16 protein-coding genes are annotated in these 19,740 nt (G+C 70.1%); 13 read left to right on the top strand and 3 right to left on the bottom strand.

Annotated elements, in window-relative coordinates:
• The first annotated feature begins 11 nt into the window (after positions 1-11).
• Positions 12-1,073 (top strand): lysylphosphatidylglycerol synthase transmembrane domain-containing protein, encoded by a 1,062-nt coding sequence (locus tag ACWD3H_RS33980; RefSeq protein ID WP_355559654.1) that lies wholly within the window; start codon positions 12-14, stop codon positions 1,071-1,073.
• Positions 1,074-1,126: 53 nt separating this feature from the next.
• The gene (locus ACWD3H_RS33975) at positions 1,127-4,498 is read left to right on the top strand and encodes a BTAD domain-containing putative transcriptional regulator (protein ID WP_451957900.1); all 3,372 of its coding nucleotides are present in this window, start codon (positions 1,127-1,129) and stop codon (positions 4,496-4,498) included.
• Between the two features lie 6 nt (positions 4,499-4,504).
• Here ACWD3H_RS33975 and ACWD3H_RS33970 read toward each other — a convergent pair whose 3' ends face one another.
• Positions 4,505-5,050 carry a hypothetical protein gene (locus ACWD3H_RS33970; protein ID WP_451957899.1) on the bottom strand — a complete coding sequence of 182 codons (546 nt, stop codon included), beginning with the start codon at positions 5,048-5,050 and terminating at the stop codon, positions 4,505-4,507.
• A gap of 168 nt (positions 5,051-5,218) precedes the next feature.
• Here ACWD3H_RS33970 and ACWD3H_RS33965 point away from each other — a divergent pair, with 168 nt between their 5' ends.
• The 4 genes from ACWD3H_RS33965 (at position 5,219) to ACWD3H_RS33950 (ending at position 8,623) form a co-directional block, all read left to right on the top strand.
• Positions 5,219-5,752, top strand: coding sequence for a DedA family protein (locus ACWD3H_RS33965; RefSeq protein ID WP_451957898.1), 534 nt, complete (start codon positions 5,219-5,221; stop codon positions 5,750-5,752).
• Positions 5,753-5,892: 140 nt separating this feature from the next.
• Positions 5,893-6,813, top strand: a complete 921-nt coding sequence (locus tag ACWD3H_RS33960; RefSeq protein WP_451957897.1) for a D-alanyl-D-alanine carboxypeptidase family protein — start codon at positions 5,893-5,895, stop codon at positions 6,811-6,813.
• 161 nt (positions 6,814-6,974) lie between these two features.
• Positions 6,975-7,313, top strand: coding sequence for a hypothetical protein (locus ACWD3H_RS33955; protein WP_451957896.1), 339 nt, complete (start codon positions 6,975-6,977; stop codon positions 7,311-7,313).
• Positions 7,314-7,885: 572 nt separating this feature from the next.
• Positions 7,886-8,623: a hypothetical protein gene (locus ACWD3H_RS33950; protein WP_451957895.1), complete on the top strand. Its 738-nt coding sequence runs from the start codon at positions 7,886-7,888 to the stop codon at positions 8,621-8,623.
• A gap of 58 nt (positions 8,624-8,681) precedes the next feature.
• On the opposite strand, the gene ACWD3H_RS33945 is transcribed toward ACWD3H_RS33950, so the two are convergent.
• Together ACWD3H_RS33945 and ACWD3H_RS33940 are read right to left on the bottom strand one after the other, a co-directional pair.
• Positions 8,682-9,584 (bottom strand): TrmH family RNA methyltransferase, encoded by a 903-nt coding sequence (locus ACWD3H_RS33945; RefSeq protein WP_451957894.1) that lies wholly within the window; start codon positions 9,582-9,584, stop codon positions 8,682-8,684.
• Complete coding sequence (locus ACWD3H_RS33940) at positions 9,577-10,386, bottom strand: DUF4184 family protein (RefSeq protein ID WP_451957893.1); 810 nt, start codon at positions 10,384-10,386, stop codon at positions 9,577-9,579. The genes ACWD3H_RS33945 and ACWD3H_RS33940 overlap by 8 nt, the downstream gene beginning before the upstream one ends.
• Before the next feature lie 188 nt (positions 10,387-10,574).
• Here ACWD3H_RS33940 and ACWD3H_RS33935 point away from each other — a divergent pair, with 188 nt between their 5' ends.
• The 7 genes from ACWD3H_RS33935 (at position 10,575) to ACWD3H_RS33905 (ending at position 19,518) form a co-directional block, all read left to right on the top strand.
• Positions 10,575-11,201, top strand: coding sequence for a hypothetical protein (locus ACWD3H_RS33935; RefSeq protein WP_451957892.1), 627 nt, complete (start codon positions 10,575-10,577; stop codon positions 11,199-11,201).
• 210 nt (positions 11,202-11,411) lie between these two features.
• On the top strand, positions 11,412-13,193 hold the full coding sequence (locus ACWD3H_RS33930; RefSeq protein WP_451957891.1) for a substrate-binding and VWA domain-containing protein: 1,782 nt from the start codon (positions 11,412-11,414) through the stop codon (positions 13,191-13,193).
• Between the two features lie 190 nt (positions 13,194-13,383).
• On the top strand, positions 13,384-15,141 hold the full coding sequence (locus ACWD3H_RS33925) for a sigma factor (protein ID WP_451957890.1): 1,758 nt from the start codon (positions 13,384-13,386) through the stop codon (positions 15,139-15,141).
• Between the two features lie 521 nt (positions 15,142-15,662).
• Entirely contained in the window at positions 15,663-16,790 is a 1,128-nt protein-coding gene (locus tag ACWD3H_RS33920; RefSeq protein WP_355559621.1) for a GNAT family N-acetyltransferase, read from the top strand.
• A 153-nt stretch (positions 16,791-16,943) separates the two neighbouring features.
• The gene (locus ACWD3H_RS33915) at positions 16,944-17,774 is read left to right on the top strand and encodes a glycosyltransferase family 2 protein (protein WP_355559619.1); all 831 of its coding nucleotides are present in this window, start codon (positions 16,944-16,946) and stop codon (positions 17,772-17,774) included.
• 2 nt (positions 17,775-17,776) lie between these two features.
• Positions 17,777-18,718, top strand: a complete 942-nt coding sequence (locus ACWD3H_RS33910; protein ID WP_355559616.1) for a glycosyltransferase family 2 protein — start codon at positions 17,777-17,779, stop codon at positions 18,716-18,718.
• Positions 18,715-19,518, top strand: coding sequence for a polysaccharide deacetylase family protein (locus ACWD3H_RS33905; RefSeq protein WP_355559613.1), 804 nt, complete (start codon positions 18,715-18,717; stop codon positions 19,516-19,518). Before ACWD3H_RS33910 ends, ACWD3H_RS33905 begins: the two co-directional genes overlap by 4 nt.
• Positions 19,519-19,740: the final 222 nt, after the last annotated feature.

The raw sequence follows: 19,740 nt of genomic DNA, 5'->3' as shown, positions 1-19,740 counted from the left end.
GGGGGTGTTACGTGAAGAGCAGATTGCTCCAGGTTGGGCTGTCGGTCGCGTCGCTGGCGCTGGCCGCCACACTTGTGATCTTCCTGCCCCAGATAGTGGCGGCCATGACGGGCAAGCACGTCTCCTGGTCACAGATCGGCGCCCAGTTCGCCGGGCTGGGTCCCGGAGAGGTCGCGCTGATGGCCGGCGTCTGGCTGCTCAGCCTGCTGGCCTACACGTTCGTGCTGACCGCCTCTCTGCCCGGCCTGACCCACCTGCAGGCCCTGACGTTGAACGCGGGCGGCAGCGCGGTGAGCAACCTGCTCCCCTTCGGCGGCGCGGCCGGAGTGGCGATGACGTTCGCGATGACCAAGGGCTGGGGCTTTTCCGTCCGGGCCGTCATGGTCTCCACGCTGACCAGCGGCATCTGGAACACCCTGTTCCGGTTCCTGCTGCCCGCGGTGGGAATCGTGGCCCTGCTGTTCAGCGGGCAGCCGCTCAGCCCCGCGGTGACCAGTGCCGGCTGGGCGGGTGCGACGTCCATCCTGGTGCTGGTCGCCGTGGTGACCGTCGCGCTCTACTGGGACCGTGCCGCGGGCGTCCTGGGCCGGGTCCTCGATGCCCTCGCCCGCCTGCTCCCCCCTCGGATCCGCCCCGGCCGCCATACCGCCTCCGAGGCGCTGGCCAAGCTGCGGGCCGACACCTCCGAGATCGTGCGGAACCGCTGGGCCGGGCTGACCCTGGCCATGATCTTCTTCCTCGGTTTCCAGTGGCTGATCCTGGTCGTCTGCCTGCACGCGACCGGCGCCTACCCGGGTCTGGCCCAGTCGATCGCCGCCTTCGCCCTGTCCCGGGTGCTGACCACGGCTTTGGTGACCCCCAGCGGTACGGGAATAATGGAGGCGGGAACCATCGGCGCGCTGGTCTTCTTCGGTGCGCCGCTGGACTCCGCCACCGCCGCCGCACTGCTTTTCGGGTTCTGGACCTACACTGTCGAAATCCCCTTCGGTGGACTGGCGCTCGGCGCATGGTCGTTCCTGCGCCGGCGTGAGAACGCCACACCGGCCCCTGAAAAGGAGTCGATCGGCCGCTAGATTGGGAAATACCTTGTGTGCGATTGGAAGGCCCACATAGCGTGGCGGCTGACATGGTGGCGTTCCGAGTTCTCGGCCCGGTCGAGGCGCATTCCGGTGAGGACCAGCTCGACCTGGGCGGGCTCCGGCAACGTGCGGTCCTGGCGCGCCTGCTCGTCGCGCGCGGGCAGGTCGTTCCCGTTGACTCCCTGCTGTACGACCTGTGGGACGACGACGCGGCCAAGGGCGCGCAGTCGGGCCTTCAGGTCTACATCTCCCGGCTGCGCAGGGTGCTGGAGCCCGGCCGGCCACGCGGAGGTCCCAACCGGCTGCTGGTGACCGTGGCCTCGGGCTACGCGCTGCGCGCCGCCCCCGAGCAGGTCGACGCGCTCCGCTTCGAGACGCTGGTCCGCACCGCCGGAGAGCACCTGGAGGGCGACGACCCCGCCTCCGCGCGGCCCCGCCTGGAGAAGGCCCTGGGTCTGTGGCGCGGCACCCCGTACTCCGACTTCGCCGACCAGCCGTGGGCCGAGGCCGAGGTCAACCGGCTCGCCGAGCTGCGTCTGGTGGCCCGTGAGCGGTACGCCGACAGCGGCCTGCGGATGGGCATGCCCGCGGAGGCGGTGCCCGACCTGGAGGCGCTGACCACCGAGCACCCGCTCCGTGAGGAGGGCTGGCGGCTGCTGGCCCTGGGCCTGTACCGCTGCGGGCGGCAGGGCGAAGCGCTGGCGGCGCTGCGCAGGGCGCGCACGATCCTCTCCGAGGAACTCGGGATCGACCCCGGCCCGGCGCTGCGCAAGCTGGAGTCCGACATCCTGTCCCAGGACCCGGGCCTGCAGCTCGCCGCCCCGCCGCCGGCCAGGCAGCGCCAGCAGGTGACCGCCGACACCTGGCCGCCCCGGCCCACGGTGGCCCAGGTGGAGCTTCCCCCGCTGGAGCCCGAGCCGTTCGTCGGCCGCGACGCGGAGCTGAGCAGGCTGACCACCGCCGCGGCCAGGACCGGCCGTTTCACGGTCGCGATCATCAGCGGTGACGCGGGCGCGGGCAAGACCACCCTGGTCCGCCAGCTCAACAGACGGCTGTCCGACGACGGGTGGGGCATCTCCTCCGGGGCCTGCCCCGACAGCAGTGCCACCCCCCCTGGCTGGGCCTGGGTCGAGATCCTGCGCACCCTGGTGAGCGCGGCCGGTCCGGGCGAGTACGCCGCGCTGCTGGCCCCGCTGCTGGACGACGCGGCCCCCGAGCCCGACGACGACCAGGCCTCCGGCGGATTCCGGCTGCACCGGGCGGTGGGCGGCTACCTCGCCGCCGTCGCCAAGGAGACGCCGATCCTGCTGACCCTGGAGGACCTGCACTGGGCCGACGACCAGACGCTGGCGCTGCTCCGCGCGCTGCCGAGCCTGCTGGCCACCAGCCGGGTGCTGCTGGTGGTGACCTGCCGCGACAGCGAGCTGAGTGACCAGCAGGCCGACGTGCTGGCCGCGCTGGCCAGGCTCGGTCCCGTCCGGGTCGGTCTCACCGGACTCGACACCAAGGCGGTGGCCGAGCTGGTCCGGGCGACCTGCGTGCGCGAGGTCGACGAGGACGCGGTCAACAGCATCGTCGAGCGCACCGGCGGCAACCCCTTCTTCGTCCGCGAGACGGTGCGCCTGCTCGACGCCGAAGCGGTGAGCGACCGTGCGACGGCCGCCGAAGTGATCTCCGGAGTGCCGTCGGGCGTCCGTGACGTGCTGCGCAGGCGGATCTCCCGGCTGCCCGCGGCCGCCCAGCAGATCCTGCTGCAGGCCGCGGTGATCGGCCGCGATGTCGATGTGGACGTGCTGGTCGACGTCTCCGGCGACGAGGACGCCGTGGTCGACGCGGTGGAGGCGGCGCTGCTCGCCGGGCTGGTCACCGAGCCGGGCCCCGGCATGCTCCGATTCGACCACGACCTGGTCCGCGACACGCTCTACTCCGACGCCTCCCGCCTGCGCCGCTCCCGGATGCACGCCGCGGTGGCCGCGGTGATCGAGCGCAGGAATCCCGGTGACGTGGCCGCGCTGGCCCACCACTACGACTCGGCGGGCACCAGCGAGACCGCCATCAAGGCGGTGCACTACGCCCAGCTCGCCGCCGAGCAGGCCGAGCGCCGTTTCGCCCACCGCGAGGCCGCCACCCTGTGGGAGCAGGCCATCGCCGCCTTCGACAGGTCGGGCATCACCCACACCCCCGACAGCACCAGGGAGCGCCTGCTGCTGACCCTGCGGCTGATCAAGGCATTGGCGCTCTGCGGCGACATGGCCGCGGCCCGCAGGCGGCGGCGTGAGGCGATGGACGCCGCACTGCCGCTGGGCAACCTGGAGCTCACCGCCCGGGTGGCCGCCTCGCTGGCGGTGCCGCACAAGGGCATGGCCCGCGACTTCACCCGTACCGCCTGGGAGATCGTCGACGTCGCCGAGCAGGCGCTGGTCGAGTTGCCCGCCGGTGAGCAGTCGCTGCGGGCGAGCCTGCTGGCCACGCTCGCCCTGGAGCTGGAGGGGTCGGCCACTCCCCGGGGCGAGCAGGCCTCGCTGGAGGCCGAGGAACTGGCCAGGCGATCCGGCGACCCCGCCCTGCTCGCGACCGCGCTGAGCGGGCGGCTGCGCCAGTCGTACGGCATCACGCCGGTGGGCGAGCGCGAGGTCATCGGCAGGGAACTGCTGGAGGTCGGCAGGGCGACCGGGCAGATCTCGGTGCAGGCACTGGCCCACCTCGTGCTGATGGAGTGCGCGGCCGCCTCGGGCGCGTTCGCCGAGGCCGACGCGCACGTGGCCGCCACCGAGAAGCTGGCCAGGCAGTACGGCCTGCCCGCGCCGGCCGCCGTGGTCGCCTGGTACGCCGGGCAGCGCCTGATGATCGCCGGTGACTTCGCCGGGGCGGAGCGCGCCTACCGCGACGCCGCCCGGCTGACCGCCAGGGCCGGCATGCTGGAGGGCCGCCAGGACCTGCCGCTGATCACCACGTTCTGCCTAAACCTGGTCAACGGGCAGGCCGCCGAGATGGTCGAGCCGCTGGCCGAGGCGCACCAGCGCGGGGCCAAATGGACACTTGACGCCTACGCGGTGGCCCTCGCCTCCGCGGGCCACCATCGCGACGCGAGGGCCGTCATCGCGGTGAAGACGCCGGTGCGCCCGGACTTCCTCTACGAGCTGGCGATGATCTGGCGGGCCCTGGCGGGCATGCTGCTGGACGACCGGGAGCGGATGATCGAGGCGTACGACACGCTGAAGCCGTTCGCCGACCGGATCGCGGGCGCCGGCACCGGCGTGGTGGCACTCTGGCCGGTCGCCCTGACCCTGGGCGACCTGGCGCTGCGGCTGGGCTTCACCGACGCGGTGCGGCCGCACTACGAGAACGCCCTCGCGGTGGCCGAGCGGGTCGGCGTGAGCCGGTGGGTGGAGGCGGCGCGGCGCTCCCTCGGCGGCTGACACGACTCAGCAGGCGACCCTGAACTTCTCGCTGCGCAGCGGGGCGTCGCCGGAGACCGAGAGCACGACGCGGTACCAGCCGGGGTTGTTGACGATCCTGGGCTGCCACTCGACGGTCTGCGTCTCGCCGGTGAAGCCGGAGCTGGTGCCCAGGTAGGCGTACCAGCGGTGGGTCTTCGAGCTCCAGCGCTCCAGGCGCCAGCCGTAGGAGACGGCGGCCCGGGGGTCGTCGTTGCCGACCACGCCCTGGACCCGGTAGGGCCTGTCGCAGGGACCGAACGCGTCGAGCTCGCTGACGGTGACCTCACCGGCCACCGGGGCCTGCTCCGTGGTGGCCGGCACCGACTGCGAGGAGAGCACCACGGTCCGCACCGGTGCCCGCGTCGCCGTACCGGCCGTGCTCTCCGTACCGGCCGGGGTCCGGGCACCGGTGCCGTACGCGGTCTCCACCCCCAGGTAGGCTCCGGTAAAGGCAAGGGTGGCGACGAGCAGCTTGGCGACACTCGCGGTTCCACTCGCCACCACCGGCGCCATACTGCTACGCGAACCCATCACAGACACCTTCCTTTGTTACTCCCAGGTGTATGCCAGGGTGGTTGCTCTGGAGTTGACGTCCGCTTGCAGTCTGTGTGCCTGAGGGGGCTCCGCCATAACGGATGAGGTAAGCCTGCCCTAATATCGAGTCAAGCAGGCGGAACAACCGTGGTGGTGACGTTCAGAGTGCGATCTGTTGTGGCGGGTATCCCTGACCCGACTTCCGCGTCCTTCCTGGGCATGCCCCTGTGGCTCTGGGTGATCGTCGGCGGCGTGGCCCTGTTCGGCGCGTTCCAGGTCTACTACTGGGTCGGCCACGTCCTGGGCTCCAGGCTCTACACCTCCCGGCTGGGCACCAAGATCGGCCAGGAGAACATCCTGCGGGTCGAGAAGGTCGTCAGGAAGTGGGGCGCGCTCGCCGTCTACGCCTGCTTCTGGGTGCCCGGGCTGCGCCACACGCTGCCCTGGGTGGCCGGGGTGCTGCGGATCTCCTATCCCTGGTACGTCGTGGCCAGCGCGCTCGGCTGCCTGACCTGGGTGCCGGTGACGTCCTTCGGCCTGTACTCGGTGATCTGGGGCTGGCTGGAGCTGGTCGTGCGGTCGCCGCTCCTGGCGGGCCTGGTGGCGGTGGCGGCGGTCGCGGTGATCGCCTGGTTCGTCCGCCGACGCCGGCGCCGAGTCGCCCGCAGCGAGGCGGACAGCCAGGTCGCCGCTCCCTGATTCTCCCCCGGGCCGTTTGACGCGCCGGCACCCGAGAGCCGCCTCTCCCGGTCTCGCCCACCCGACGCCGATGTCAACTTTTCCATAGCCAAACAGCCAACTTCCGCATATCGACGGTGGCCTCTGCCAGCATGGCTCGCATGCATCACGGGGGAATCCGCCTCATCACCCGCGCGGCGCTGGTCGCCACGGCCACCCTGGTCACCGCGTCTCCGACGCCGGCCCTGGCCACCGGCCCCTCGATATCCGCCCTGATCACCGGAGGCACCGCGCCCGCCTGGCAAGGGCGTGCCTCCGTGCCCTCGGTGCCGGGACGGGCCGCGTACCTGTACGACACGGGCACCGGAGCGGTCCACCTGAGCAAGCAGGCCGGCAAGCGGATGCCGGTGGCCAGCCTGACCAAGGTCATGACGGCGTACGTCGTGCTCAGGGAGGCGAGGCTGGACGACACCGTCACGATCCAGGCGGCGGATGTGCGGCACGCGGCCTCGAACGGCGCGACCCACGCCTCCCTGCGCGCCGGGGAGCGGTTGACCGTCAGGGACCTGCTTTACGCGGTCATGCTCCCCTCGGCCGCGGACGCCTCCCACGCCCTGGCCCGTGTCTACGGGCCGGGCAACGCGAGGTTCGTGGCGAAGATGAACGCCACCGCCCGCTCCATGGGCCTGGTCGACACCGCCTACGCCAGCGCCGACGGCCTGCCGAGGCCCGCCCCCGGCCATTCCACGGCCCTGGACCAGGCGAAGCTGGCCGACATCGCGCTGCGCGACCCGGTGCTGCGGACCATCGCCTCCAGCAGGCGCCACGTGGTGGCCAAGTCCAAGGTCCATCGGGCGCACTCCTGGACCAACTCCAACAAGCTGCTCGGCAAGACGCCCGGGGTCCTGGGCCTCAAGACCGGCTACACCAGCGCCGCCGGATACTGCCTGTCGTTCGCCGCCGACCGCGACGGCCACCGCCTCATCGGCGTCATCCTCGGCGAGTCCAGCGCCGACCGGCGCTTCCAGACCGCGACGCGGCTCCTGGACTGGGCGAGCGAGCAGACGCCGCCCGAGCTGTGATCAGGCGGTACGAACCGCACCTGCCTGGCCGCCCCTGGAGCATCATCGACCTGACGAAACGCATGCGTATCGGCAATATCCGGCAATGACCTTTCTCGGGGATGACGAGACCGCGGCCATCGGACCATTCAGAATCGTCCGGATGCTGGGAGTAAGGGGGCATGGGCCGGGTCTACCTCGCCACCTCGGCCGGCGGGAGGTCCGTGGCGGTGAAGGTGGTACGACCCGAACTCGCCGGTGATCCGTCCTTCCGCCGCAGGTTCAAGGCGGAGGTCGAGGCCGCCATGGCGGTCAGCGGCGCCTTCACCACGCCGGTCGTGGACGCCGATCCCGACGGGCCGGTGCCCTGGCCGGCCACCGTGTACGTACCCGGCCCCTCGCTGCAGAGCGAAATCGAGGTGGACGCGCGCCGCCCCGCAGCACCGGCCACCGTTGAGGCGGATAACGTCGCGCCGCGGTGCGGCGCCCGCGGCGGAGTCGTGATCGTCGAACGCGCGTGACCTCGACCTGTCCGGCCGAGCGGCACCGTCGCCTGGGCATGGAGATCCCCGCCGACCGCCGGAAGAAGATCGCCGACAAGACCACATCAAATTAGATGTTGCCACAATTACCCCCTAAGTAAGTCACCGAATTAGCGGACGGCCTTCTCGGACACCGCCTCTCCGGGCGCGACCGCGCGGGAAGCGGCCTCCACCGTTCCCAAGATCTTCCGAATGGGCCAATAGCCGCGCGTCCGACATTTCTTCCCGCACACGCGCCTGGGGCAATACCCTGGTAAGAGCTGAAGCGCATGGCATCGGGGTCCTGGAGACGCGCCCGGAGGGAAGACGTGCCGAAGTCAAGGCTGCGCGATCGGGGGTATTCCTCGCGGGGGGGCACAGGGTGGGGAGGCGCATCCAGGCGTTCCCGTGCCGAAACTCGAAGACGACAGCGACCAAACTCAATAGTGGGCTTTGCGACATGGCCCTTTGAATTCGTCTGGATTCGAAAGAGGTGGTCTACCATCGCATCGAGTCGTCCATCGCGACGGAGACAACTGGCGCGATGGATCATATTTTTCTACGTCACCAACGTGCTCTGGAACACGTGGGAGGTCTACCAGGGCAACCCGCAGGGCTTCATGCCGTATCTCCGCGGCGAACAGGACCTCCTGCCACTCCTCTATCTCCCGCCGCCCCTACTCAAGGCGAACCTGTCCTCGTGGGTAGACCTGTCGTTTCTGGCCGTGCTGCTTCTGATCCTGTTCTGGGCGATCGGCCCGCACGGCCCACTGAAGGTGATGATCTATCTTCTCGTCGTGTTCGCCATAGCGCTGGCGGCACCGATCAGCCGCGGATCCACCCGCGCCGCGGTCGTCTCGGCGTGGACCTGGTGGATTCAGACGGCATGGCCGTGGCTCGTCAAGGCCGCCCTGAGCCCCTGGACGACAGCGGTTCTCGGCCTGCTGCTGGCGGCCGGTTGCCTCATGGCCTTCCTTTTCACCGGTCACCAGGTTCTCCGTATGGCCAGAGAACTGATCACCGACGAGATGGACCTGCTGGACGCGACGCGATTCCTCACCGTTGTTCTCGGGGGCGCGATCGCTCTCGGCGTTATCTCGGAGATAGCCGCGTGGTCCGTTCAGCTCATGCGAAACAGCCACGCCTTCCCCGGCTGGTCGCCCTTCCTGTGGACCGTCTTCATCGCGACCCTGGCCGCCACCACCGCCGTCACCCTGGAGATGACGTCGGAGGTCCGGCTTCCCTCCCCTGAGGAAACCGAGGCCGCTGCTCCTCACCGTGGGCCCGGCGAGGATGACCCCTGGCCATGACCGGGGACCGCCGAGCCCGCACGGTGAGGTCGGCGGTGCGGGGCGGCTTCCACTACCTTCACGCCTCTCCCGCGGAGGCACCGCGCATCAACCCGTGGCACGCGATCGCGGCGGCGGCCACCACGTTGAGCGAGTCCACGCCCGCGGCCATCGCGGTGGGGCTCATCGGGATGCACACCCGCTCGTCGGCCTCCCGCAACCAGCGCGAGGACAGCCCGTCCCCCTCCGACCCGAGCAGCAACGCCACCCGGTCACTCATCTCGGCGGTGTCCATGGGTGTGGCGCCCTGATCCGGGGTCAACGCCAGCATCCGGTATCCCGCCGCTCGGATCTCCTCCAGTCCTTCGTACCAGTTGTCCATGCGGGCATACGGGATCGCGAAAACCGCGCCCATCGACACCTTGACCGCTCGCCGGTAGAGAGGGTCGGCGCAACGCGGCGAGAGGACGATCGCGTCGACCCCGAGGGCGGCGGCACACCGGAAGATCGCGCCGACGTTCCCGTGGTCGACCAGGTCCTCCAGGACCAGGATGCGCCGGGGCCGGGCGCCGGGCAGCCGTCCGGGATCACGACCGGCGCCCCGCTCCGGGGCCCCTCTCTCCGGGGAGGAGGCGCGGCCGGACAGGACCTCTCCGGTAGCCGGCAGGGGGAGACGGTCCATCGCGGCGAGGGCGCCTCGGTGAACCTGGAAGCCGGTGACACCCTCCATGACGGCGTCGTCCACGATGTGGACCCGGCCTTCGAGGGGGTCGAGGAGGTCGGCGAGGGGCTCGGCCCAGCGGGGGGTGAGCAGCACGGAGCGCACGGGGTAGCCCGCCGCGACGGCGCGTCGGATGACCTTCTCCCCCTCGGCTATGAAGAGGCCGTGCTCGGCCTCCAGGCTCTTGCGCAGCTCGACGTCACGCAGATCGGCGTAGTCGGCCAACTGGTCGGCCAGGTGGGGGTCGATGGCTTCAGGCACCCTCGAATACTGCCATGACCCGCCTGAGCTGCCATATCAGCGCGTGGACGAGGAGCATGGCGGAGCAGCCGACGACCACTCCCGCGCCCAGCCTCGTCACGAGTTCGGCCATGCCACGTGGCGGGAAGGCGATGGGCCAGGCGATCGCGCCCAGCAGGATGGACAGGGCGGTGGCCAGGAACACGGCCATCCGCCCGCAGGCGGGGATGATCAGCCGCTCGGGGACCGGCCGGGGCTCCATCCTGGACAGGCCGCGCCAGGCCCACCAGAGCACGACCGCCAGGCCGACCACCGTGGAGGTGTACTGCAGCAGGCGGAACAGCGGGAGCACGTCCGCCACCCGGGTGTCCAGCCAGCTCCAGCCCCACATGGCGGAGCTGTAGGAGTGGGTGAAGGAGTCCCAGAGCTTGTGGGTGAGGGCGCCCACCGCACCTCCGGCGATCACGGCGGGCAGCCGCCGCACCCCGTACATGCCGGGGGTCAGGGCAGCGGCGCGTCCGGCGAGGCCTGGGGGCAGGAGCGCGGTCAGCGGGTCGCGAAGCACCAGATGGAAGACCGCCAGCAGCACGACGACGGCGAACGGGTCGATCGTGAGGACGCCCTCGTAGGAGTGCCAGATCATGTAGTCGGGCAGGAACGGGAAGAAGATCGGCAGATCGGGCACCATGGCCCCCAGGGCGAGCGCCCAGGGATCGAGCAGGCGGCGCATCCGCTCCGAGGAGATCAGCGGCAGCACCGCGGCCACATGACTGGGCGTGAACGGCACGGGTTTCCCTCCGACGATCCACTGGGGCAGGTCCATCCTGTGACACGAACACAGCGCGCGGGCGCGCCGCCGTACGGGCGGGGCTTGGCCCAGGGAGGCGAGAGACCGTCTCCCTGGGGAGCGGCGGAGACGGCACTGTGGGGAGCTTTGCCGCTTCCCGGCATTCCAACACTCTGTGACGACTAGATTACCGAACGCCGTTGATCGGGGATTCGGGGGTTGTCGTGACCGACCAGATTGTGCTGGCGCCCAGCGTCGAGTGGCTGCGCGACGCCCGCAGGGCCCGCCTGCTCTCCGCGGCCACCCTCCTCTGGCTGGGCGCGGAGAGCGTGCTCGGCATCGCCGCGGGGCTGGAAGCGCACTCCGTCGCCCTCATCGGCTGGGGCACGTCGGCCCTGGTGGAGGCGGCGGCCAGCCTGATCGTGGTCTGGCGGTTCACCGGTTCGAGGACCGGTTCCGCACACGCCGAGGAGCGGGCACGCAAGGCGGTGGCGGTCAGCTTCTGGCTGCTGGCCCCCTACCTGGTGCTGCATGTGGCGCACGACCTGGACGCGGGCCACCGGCCCCTGCCGAGCCTGCTCGGAATCGCTGTGACGGCGACCAGCGCGATCGGCATGCCGTTTCTGGGGGTGGCCAAGCGGCGGCTGGCCATCCGGTTGCGCTCGGCGGCGACCGCCGGCGAGGGGACGCAGAACCTGATGTGCGCGCTGCTCGCCACGGGGGTGCTGGCCGGACTGGCACTGAACGCCGCCGGGTGGTGGTGGGTGGATCCCGCCATGGCGGTACTGCTGGCGGCGGTGGCGGCGCGGGAGGGACTCAGGGCATGGCACGGGCACTCCTGCCGGCACTGACCACGCGCCTCCCCCACCGGCGGACGAGCACTCCCGGCACCGGCGGCCGCCGGAGCGCAGGGTGCCACTGTAAACACATATGGTGATAACAGCACCAAAAGGGGTGTTTTGCCACAGTAACCGTTCCAAGTACAGTTCCGTGAATATTGCGGACAACCTCCCGATAGGGTGACCCGCTAGCTTCCTGACATCGACATCGAAGAGGGAACCGTGGGACGTCACCGTACGGATGAACTCGAGGACGGCTACAGCTCCTACAGGGAGGCGCAGCCCAGGCGGAGGCGTGGGGGACGCGGCAAGGTGCTGGTCCCGCTGGCCGGTTCCGTCGCCCTCGCGGTGCTGCTCGGTGTGGCCGCGTTCGTGGTCATCAACCGCGACCGCGGGTGCGCGGGTGACGCACTGCCGCTGCGGATCACCGCCTCGCCGGACATCCAGCCCGCCCTGTCCCAGATCGCCGAGCGCTTCAACAAGGCGGCCCACGAGATCGAGGGCAGGTGCACCACCGTCGCGGTGACCAAGGGCGCCTCGGCGACCGTGGCCTCCTCCCTGGGCGGGGTCGGCGGCAAGGCCGCCCCGATGGACCTGTGGATTCCGGACTCGGGGCTGTGGGTGGCGAACCTGCGGGCGAGGAACCAGGATGCGCCGGAGGCGGGCGCGTCCATCGCGCACTCCCCCATCGTCATGGTGGCCTCGGGTTCGGTGATACCGAACCTGAAGAAGAGCTTCGGCGAGGCCAGCTGGGGCGGCATGATCAGCGCCGCCAACGTGGCCAACGTCGACGGTCCCGGCCGCAAGGTGCGCGTGCTGGTGCTGGACCCCTCGCTCAACGCCGCCGGGCTCGGCGCGCTCCTGGCCGCCGCCGGAGTGGCCACGGCCTCGGGCGCGGGCGAGGAGCAGCTGGTCGGCGCGCTCAAGAACCTGTCGGGATCGACCTCGACGGTCCGCGACCAGGACGCGCTGCTGTCCAGCCTCGGTGTCAAGGGCAGCAAGGCCCCGCTGGGCATCGCCTCGGAGCAGGGTGTCTGGGCGTTCAACAAGGTCAAGAAGCCCGAGGTTCCCGCCGTGCCGCTCTATCCGGCCGAGGGGACCATCAACCTCGACTACCCGGTGGTGATCACCGCCAAGGACGCCGCCGTACGCAAGGCCGCCGAGGCGTTCCAGAAGGAACTCGCCAGCGAGCCCTCCAGGAAGACCCTGCAGGATCAGGGCTTCCGCACCCCGGACGGCAAGGGCGGAAAGGCGATCTCCGGCTCCGCCGGCTTCCAGGCCAAGGCGCCGCAGGCGATCGAGCCGCCCGACGGCAAGACCGTCGCGAGGATGTCGCAGACCTGGTCCCGGATCAAGCTGGGCACCAGGCTGGTCACCCTGCTGGACGTCTCGGGAACCATGGCCCTGCCGGTGCCGGGCACCGGCATGACCCGGATGCAGGCGATCAGCAGGATCGCCGTCGAGGGCATGAAGCTCTTTCCCGCCAAGAGCGAGCTGGGACTGTGGGAGTTCTCCACGCACCTCGACGGCCAGGGGGTCGACTACCGCGAGACGGTCCCGGTCGGCCCGCTCACCGAGGACATGAACGGCGTGCTGCGCAGGGACGTGATCAACCAGAAGCTGATCGGCGCCCAGGCCAAGGCGACCGGCGACACCGGGCTCAACGACACCCTCGCCGCCGCCTACCAGCAGATGACCGACGAATACCAGAGCGACAAGATCAACACGGTGCTGATCCTCACCGACGGGGCGGGCAACGACGACCCGGACGGGGGGATCAGCAACCAGCAGATCCTGAAGCGGCTGAGGGAGCAGTTCAACCCGGAGAAGCCGGTCAGCGTCCTGATCATCGCGTTCGGCCCCGACGCCCCCAAGGGCAAGCGCCAGATGGACGCCCTGGCCAAGGCGACCGGCGGTGACGCGTACATCGCCAAGGACGTCCTGGAGGTCAGGAAGTTCTTCCTGGAGGGCATGAAGCGCCGGCTCTGCGCCCCCAACTGCTGACCCTCCATCGCGTACGGCTGGTGTCACATTGGCATCAGCCGTACCAATTTCCCCAGGTCATACCAGGTTGGCATGATATTGACCCGTCTGGTCAACCGGTTGCGGGGAGGTGACGTCCTACGCGTGTGGGGCCTGGAACGGGCGAGTGGTGAAGCCCGTGAACGAGCCCGTCCCGCGGGGAGGAATGTCCGTGCCCGGATGGCCGACCGTCGGCCGAACCGACGATCAACAACTCGTTGAGACGCTGCGGCGCGCCGACACGACGGCGCCCGCGAGCCTCTACGACTCCTATGCCGAGCGTCTCCACGACTATGCCCACTCGCTGCTGGGCGACCGCGAGCACGCCGCAGGCGCCGTACACGACGCCCTGGTTACGGCCCAGGGCCACGTGGACCGCCTGCGCGACCCCGGTCGCCTGCGCGCGTGGCTGTACGCCCTCGTACGGGTCCGATGCGCGGGTGCGGAGCAGCGCGGCGGCCCACGGGGGACGGCACCGCCTCCCGACGTCCACGACGACCCGGGCGAGCGGGAGCTGGCCGCCCTGGTCCACGAGGCGATGGCGGAGCTGGGCGGGCAGGAACGCGAGGTGCTGGAGCTTTCGCTCCGTCACGACCTCGGCGGCGGCGAGGTCGGCGCGGTGCTCGGACTGACCTCCAGGCAGGTGACGGCGAGGCTCTGCCGGGCCCGCGACCACCTGGAGAACGCGGCGGCCGCCGTGGTGCTCGCCAAGGTCGGCCGGGCGCACTGCCCCGACCTGTCGGCGATGGTCGACTCGTGGGAGGGCCCCCTCACCACGATCCTGCGCAGGCGGCTGTCGGCCCACATCGGCCGCTGCGAGGTATGCGTGGAGCGCAGGGACCGGCATGTCTCGGCCGGGCGGCTGCTGGACCTGGTGCCGTTGGCCTACCCGCCGCTCTCGCTGCGCCGCCGGGTGATCGAGACCTGCCTGAACCCGGAACTGAGCGAGGAGCGCGCCTCCATCGTCGCCCGGGGCGACCACTTCGACAGGACCGGTTTCCCAGCGGAGGGGCAGCGGCCACCGGGTCGCCGGCGGGCGGGGAGGAAGGACCCGGCCGGCAGGCGGGCGCGCGACGAGGGGAGCCGTGGGACCGGGCAGACGGCGTCTCCCACGGGGAACGCCGCGGACGCCCGGTCCCGGCGCGCGGCAACGCCGCCGGAGGGTGAGGGGCGGCGTACGGAGGTACTGCCGGCGCAGCGGCGGAGGCAGCGGAGGCGCAGGGGGCCCGTGCTGCTGCTGGCGGCGGTGTGCGTGCTGGCGGCCACCGGGGCGGTGGTCGTGGTGGGCGGGCAGGACCTGGCCGGCGGGGCGTTGGGGAACGCCCAGGCCGCACCGGGTACGGAGCCCGCGCTGATCACGCTGGAGCCCGGCCCGGAGCCGACGCCCGACCTGCCGCCGGAGGAGTCGGAGACAGCGGACCCGGAGACGGAGAGCGCGCCGACCCCCACTCCGCGAAGGACCCAGGAGACCGGGATGCCCGCCCCCACCCCCACCGCGGCGCGTCCGGCGCCGACCCGCAGGCCCTCGGCGGGACCGTCCCGCACCACCCGCGCCACCACCCCGCCTCCCGCGGCCGGGCGGCTGACCGTCTCGTGCCCGTCGGACATCGGAGAGGGCGCCGGGCAGATTCAGCTCGCGGCCCGCAACGCCACGCTCTCCTGGTCGGCGACCACCTCCGGCGGGCTCGACGTGCATCCCGCCCGGGGGCGGCTGAAGGCGGGGGCGAGGGCCGTGATCTGGGTCACAGCCAGGGATCCCTCGGAGAGCGGCGCGGGACGGGTCGCGTTCAGGTCCGCCGGGGGCAACACCGGATGCGCGATTTCCTGGGAGAACCCGGAGGCGGACGCCTCCGCGCCTCCCCCGGACCCGGCCCCCGACCCGACCCCGACCCCCTCCACCGGGGCGAGCTCCGAGGGGGAGATCGGCTGACTCCCGCATCTCGTTTTACCTAACACCGAGACTTCTCCCAGGAATCCGGTAAACCATGGACTGGTGCCGAGCGTCGGCATTGACGTCCATGCTGAGTGATTGATCACATGAAGGCGCGATCAGTCACGTCATTACCAACCGGGAGTTTCGGAGATGTCGATCAACCGCAGAGTGCTCAAATGGGCGCTCACCTTCGCATGTGTCGCGGGGGCCGTGATCGCCTTGGTGGACATCGACACCCCGTTACGCCTGGTTCTCACCCCCCTGTTCCTGTTGGCGGTCCCAGGCATCGCAGTGGTAGGACTGTTGCGTGATCGTGACCCTCTTGCGGCACTATCAGTGGGGGCAGCGGCAAGCCTGGTTGTGAACGTTCTCTTGGCCGCTGCCATGCTCACTTTTGACGCGTGGTCGCCTCGTGCCGGAGTTGCGACGATCGCGGTGCTCGGCGGTTTCATATACGTACTACGTGTGTTGTATCGGGGGAGCGGGAGCTTGCAGACCGAACAGGGGGTCAGGTCAAGGTGAACATCGTCATCGTTCGCCCGGGAGACCTCGGGGAGTCCGAGATCTCACGATGGCGGGAGTTACAGGTAGCGGACCCGTCGCTGGACAACCCCTTCCTCTCCGTGGAGTTCGCGCTCGCCATGGGGCGCCTGCGTGACTACGTCCGCGTCGCGGTCATCCAGGACGACGGCAAGATCGTGGGATTCTTCCCCTACGAACGGCACAGCTTCGGGATCGGCAAGCCGCTCGGCGGCTTCCTGACCACCTGCCACGGACTGATCTCGGTTCCCGGGCTCGACCTGGATGTCCGTACCCTGCTGCGCGCCTGCAAGCTCTCGGTCTTCGACTTCGACCATCTGGTCCCCGGCCAGCCGACGTTCGCGGCGTACGAGTCCGACGTGCGACCGGCGCCGGTGATGGACCTCAGCGTGGGTTTCGAGGCCTACATCGAGCAGGTGAAGGCCAACTCGCCGAAGAACCTCAAGACCGTCCGCTACAAGGAGCGCAAGCTCGGCCGCGAGCAGGGCGAGATCCGCTTCGAGTGGGACTCGTCCGACCTCGGCACGCTCCGCACGCTCACCAACTGGAAGTCCGACCAGTACCGCAGGACGGGCCGCGTCGACCGCTTCGCCCAGCCGTGGATCGTCCAGTTGCTCGACGAGATGCACGCCGAGAAGTCCGAGAGTTTCGCGGGTGTCCTGACCATGGTCTACGCCGGAGACAGGCCCGTCGCCGGGCACTTCGGCCTCCGTACCGCGACGACCCTGGTGGGCTGGTTTCCCGCCTACGACACCGAGTTCGCGCGCTACTCCCCCGGCATCATGCACCACCTGCACATGGCCGAGCACGCCGCCGGCTCAGGGCTGCGGCAGGTCGACATGGGCAAGGGCGGGCGCGAGTACAAGAGCTGGCTGAAGAGCGGTGACCTCTTCGTCGCGGAAGGCCGCGTCTCGCGTCCCTCCCCCGCGGCCGCCGTCCACTGGATCGGCCGTACCCCGGTCAACAAAGCACGAACGATCGTTACGGATCGCCCGCATTTGTACAGGCTTGCTGACCGTGTGCTGAAGGGGTTCGGCCGTATGCGCTCCCCCGCGCAGAACCAATCAGGCACTCCGGTCGTCAAGGAACCATGGGGAGTGGGTTAGACCGCTCCCGTCATCGCACCCCATTCGCCAGGACCCTCGCATGCATCCCTCATCGCATTCGCCATTTCCCCCGATCGTTTCGATCGTCTATGGCCCCGGGTCCGTCCGCCAGTCGCCCCTGACGACAGACCGCCCGGAAGGACATCCGTCATCATGAGTCCCGAAGTCGCCAAGCACTACAACAACAAGCCGCCCTTGAGGGCGGTGCCGCCCATCGAGCGGTTCACCCCCATCACCCCCAACATGGCGATCTCCCCGACTGTCAGCGTCGTCGTACCGGCCATGAACGAGGCGGAGAACCTTCCGCACGTCTTCGCGACGCTGCCGCAGTGGATCGACGAGATCGTCCTGGTGGACGGCAACTCGGTGGACGACACCGTCGCCGTGGCCAGGAAGCTGCGCCCCAACATCCGCGTGGTCCACCAGACCGGCAAGGGCAAGGGGAACGCGCTCTCGGCCGGATTCGCCGCCTGCACCGGCGACATCATCGTGATGATCGACGCCGACGGGTCCACGGACGGCCGCGAGATCATCCAGTTCGTGGGCGCGCTGGTCACCGGGGCCGACTTCGTCAAGGGCTCGCGCTACGCGTCCGGCGGCGGCAGCGACGACCTGACGTTCATCCGCAAGTTCGGCAACAAGACGCTGACCGCGCTGGTCAACAGGATGTACGGCACCAGCTACAGCGACCTGTGCTACGGCTACAACGCCTTCTGGGCCCGCCACCTGGACGTGCTCAACCTCGACTGCGACGGCTTCGAGATCGAGACCCTGATGAACGTCCGCGCCGCCAAGGCCGGGCTCAAGGTTCACGAGGTGCCCAGCCACGAGCGCTGCCGCATCCACGGCGAGAGCAACCTGCATGCCGTCCGCGACGGCATCCGGGTGTTGAAGACCATCATCCGCGAGTGGCGGAGCAACCCGGCTCCCGTGGTGCACGAGCCGGCCACCACCTCCCGCGCGGCGGACCAGGGCGCCGCGTAGCCATGAGAAGCAGTGTCGTCATCTGCGTCTACACCGAGGAACGCTGGGAGGACATCCGAGCAGCCGTCGAGTCGGTCGAGAACCAGAGCCGCCGGCCGCACGAGATCATCCTGGTCGTCGACTACAACCCGGACCTCCATCTGAGGCTGAAGAAGGAGTACCCCGGCGTCGTCGTGGTGGAGAACGCTCAGGAGAAGGGGCTGTCCGGTGGCAAGAACACCGGCGCGGCGACCGCCTCCGGCGACATCGTGGCATACCTGGACGACGACGCCGTCGCGGAGCCTGGTTGGCTGGAAGCGCTGGAGGAGGGCTTCCAGGACCCGACCATCGTGGGGGTGGGCGGGCTGACCAGGCCGCTGTGGGGCACCGGGCACCGGCCCGGCTGGTATCCCTACGAGTTCGACTGGACCGTGGGCTGCAGCTATCGCGGCATGCCCACGCAGCGGGCGCGGATCCGCAACGTCATGGGCGGCAACGCGGCCTTCCGCAGGGGGGCCGTGCAGGAGGTCGGTGGGTTCCACACCGGCATCGGCCGCAGCGTGCAGGGGCGCAAGCCACGCCCGCTGGGCTGTGAGGAGACCGAGTTCTGCATCCGGCTCTCGCAACGGATGCCCGGTTCGGGGATGCTGTTCGAACCCGCCGCGGTGATCGGCCACAAGGTGCCGGCCGCCCGCGCCACCTTCGCCTACTTCCGCTCGCGGTGTTACGCGGAGGGCCTGTCCAAGGCGCTGGTCACCCAGAGTGTGGGGGCGGGCGACGGGCTGTCGAGCGAGCGGGCGCACGCGATGAAGGCGCTGCCGCTGGGCGCGTTGCGCGGGATCGGCGAGGCGCTGCGGGGTGATCTGTCCGGTCTCGGCAGGGCCGGCGCGATCGTCGTCGGCCTCGCCTGGACCACCTGGGGTTACGTCATCGGTTCCCTTCGACTGAAGCGGGTGCGTTCATGATCCGCGTACCGATCCTGATGTACCACTCGGTTTCCGACCGGCCCAACGCCGAGACGAAGCCGCTGGCGGTACGGCCCTCTGCCTTCGCCGAGCAACTGGCCTACCTGAAGGAGAACCGGTTCACGCCGCTGACGGTGGCCGACCTGGTCGCCTCGCTGCACAAGAACAACGGCCGCTCCATCCCGGAGCGGCCGGTGGTGGTGACCTTCGACGACGGGTACGCCGACTTCCACAGCGAGGCGCTGCCCCTGCTCGAGCGCTACGACTTCCCCGCGACCGTCTTCCTGACCAGCGGGTGGGTCAGCGACGCGGGCAAGGACGCGGCGGGCAGGCCGCTGGACACGATGCTGTCGTGGAGCCAGGCGCGCGAGGCCGCCTCGTGCGGCATCGAGATCGGCGGGCACAGCCACAGCCATCCTCAGCTCGACCAGCTTCCGGACGACGAGCTCCGTCAGGAGCTGCGGCGCAACAAGTCCCTGCTCGAAGACAAGATCGGCTCCCTGGTCTCGACGATGGCCTACCCGTACGGCTACTCCAGCGTGCGGGTGCGGCGCGAGGTCAGGCGGGCCGGTTACTGGGCGGCCTGCGCGGTGAACAACGCCATCGCCGCCGACCGGCACGACGTGCTCGCGCTACCGCGCCTGACCGTCGCCGAGGGCACGTCGATGAGAATGTTCAGCCGGGCCGTCGAGGGAAACCAGGTCCCGCTGATCTACATGAGAGAACGGATGCTGACGAAGGGTTACGCCGTCGTCAGACGTACGAGATACGGCCTGCGCCGGGTGCGCGGCCAGGTGTGAGCGGCCGGTCCGCACCCGGGAGAGGCATGGCCCGCGGGCCGGTGCCCTCCCGGGTGCGCCCACCCCTCTCCGCCCTCGTCTTCGCTTCCCCGAGGGAGCGAAGGCGGCGGGACAGGTGCCACCGGGCGGGAATTCGGTCGCGGTATTGCTCTTCAACGGTCTACGCAAAGCAGTCGAACATGGCGTAACTTCGTGTTCGCTCGTCGCACCTCGGTCCGCGTA

Source organism: Streptosporangium sp. NPDC002607 (assembly GCF_053592655.1).
This window is presented reverse-complemented; position numbering and strand designations above follow the sequence as displayed.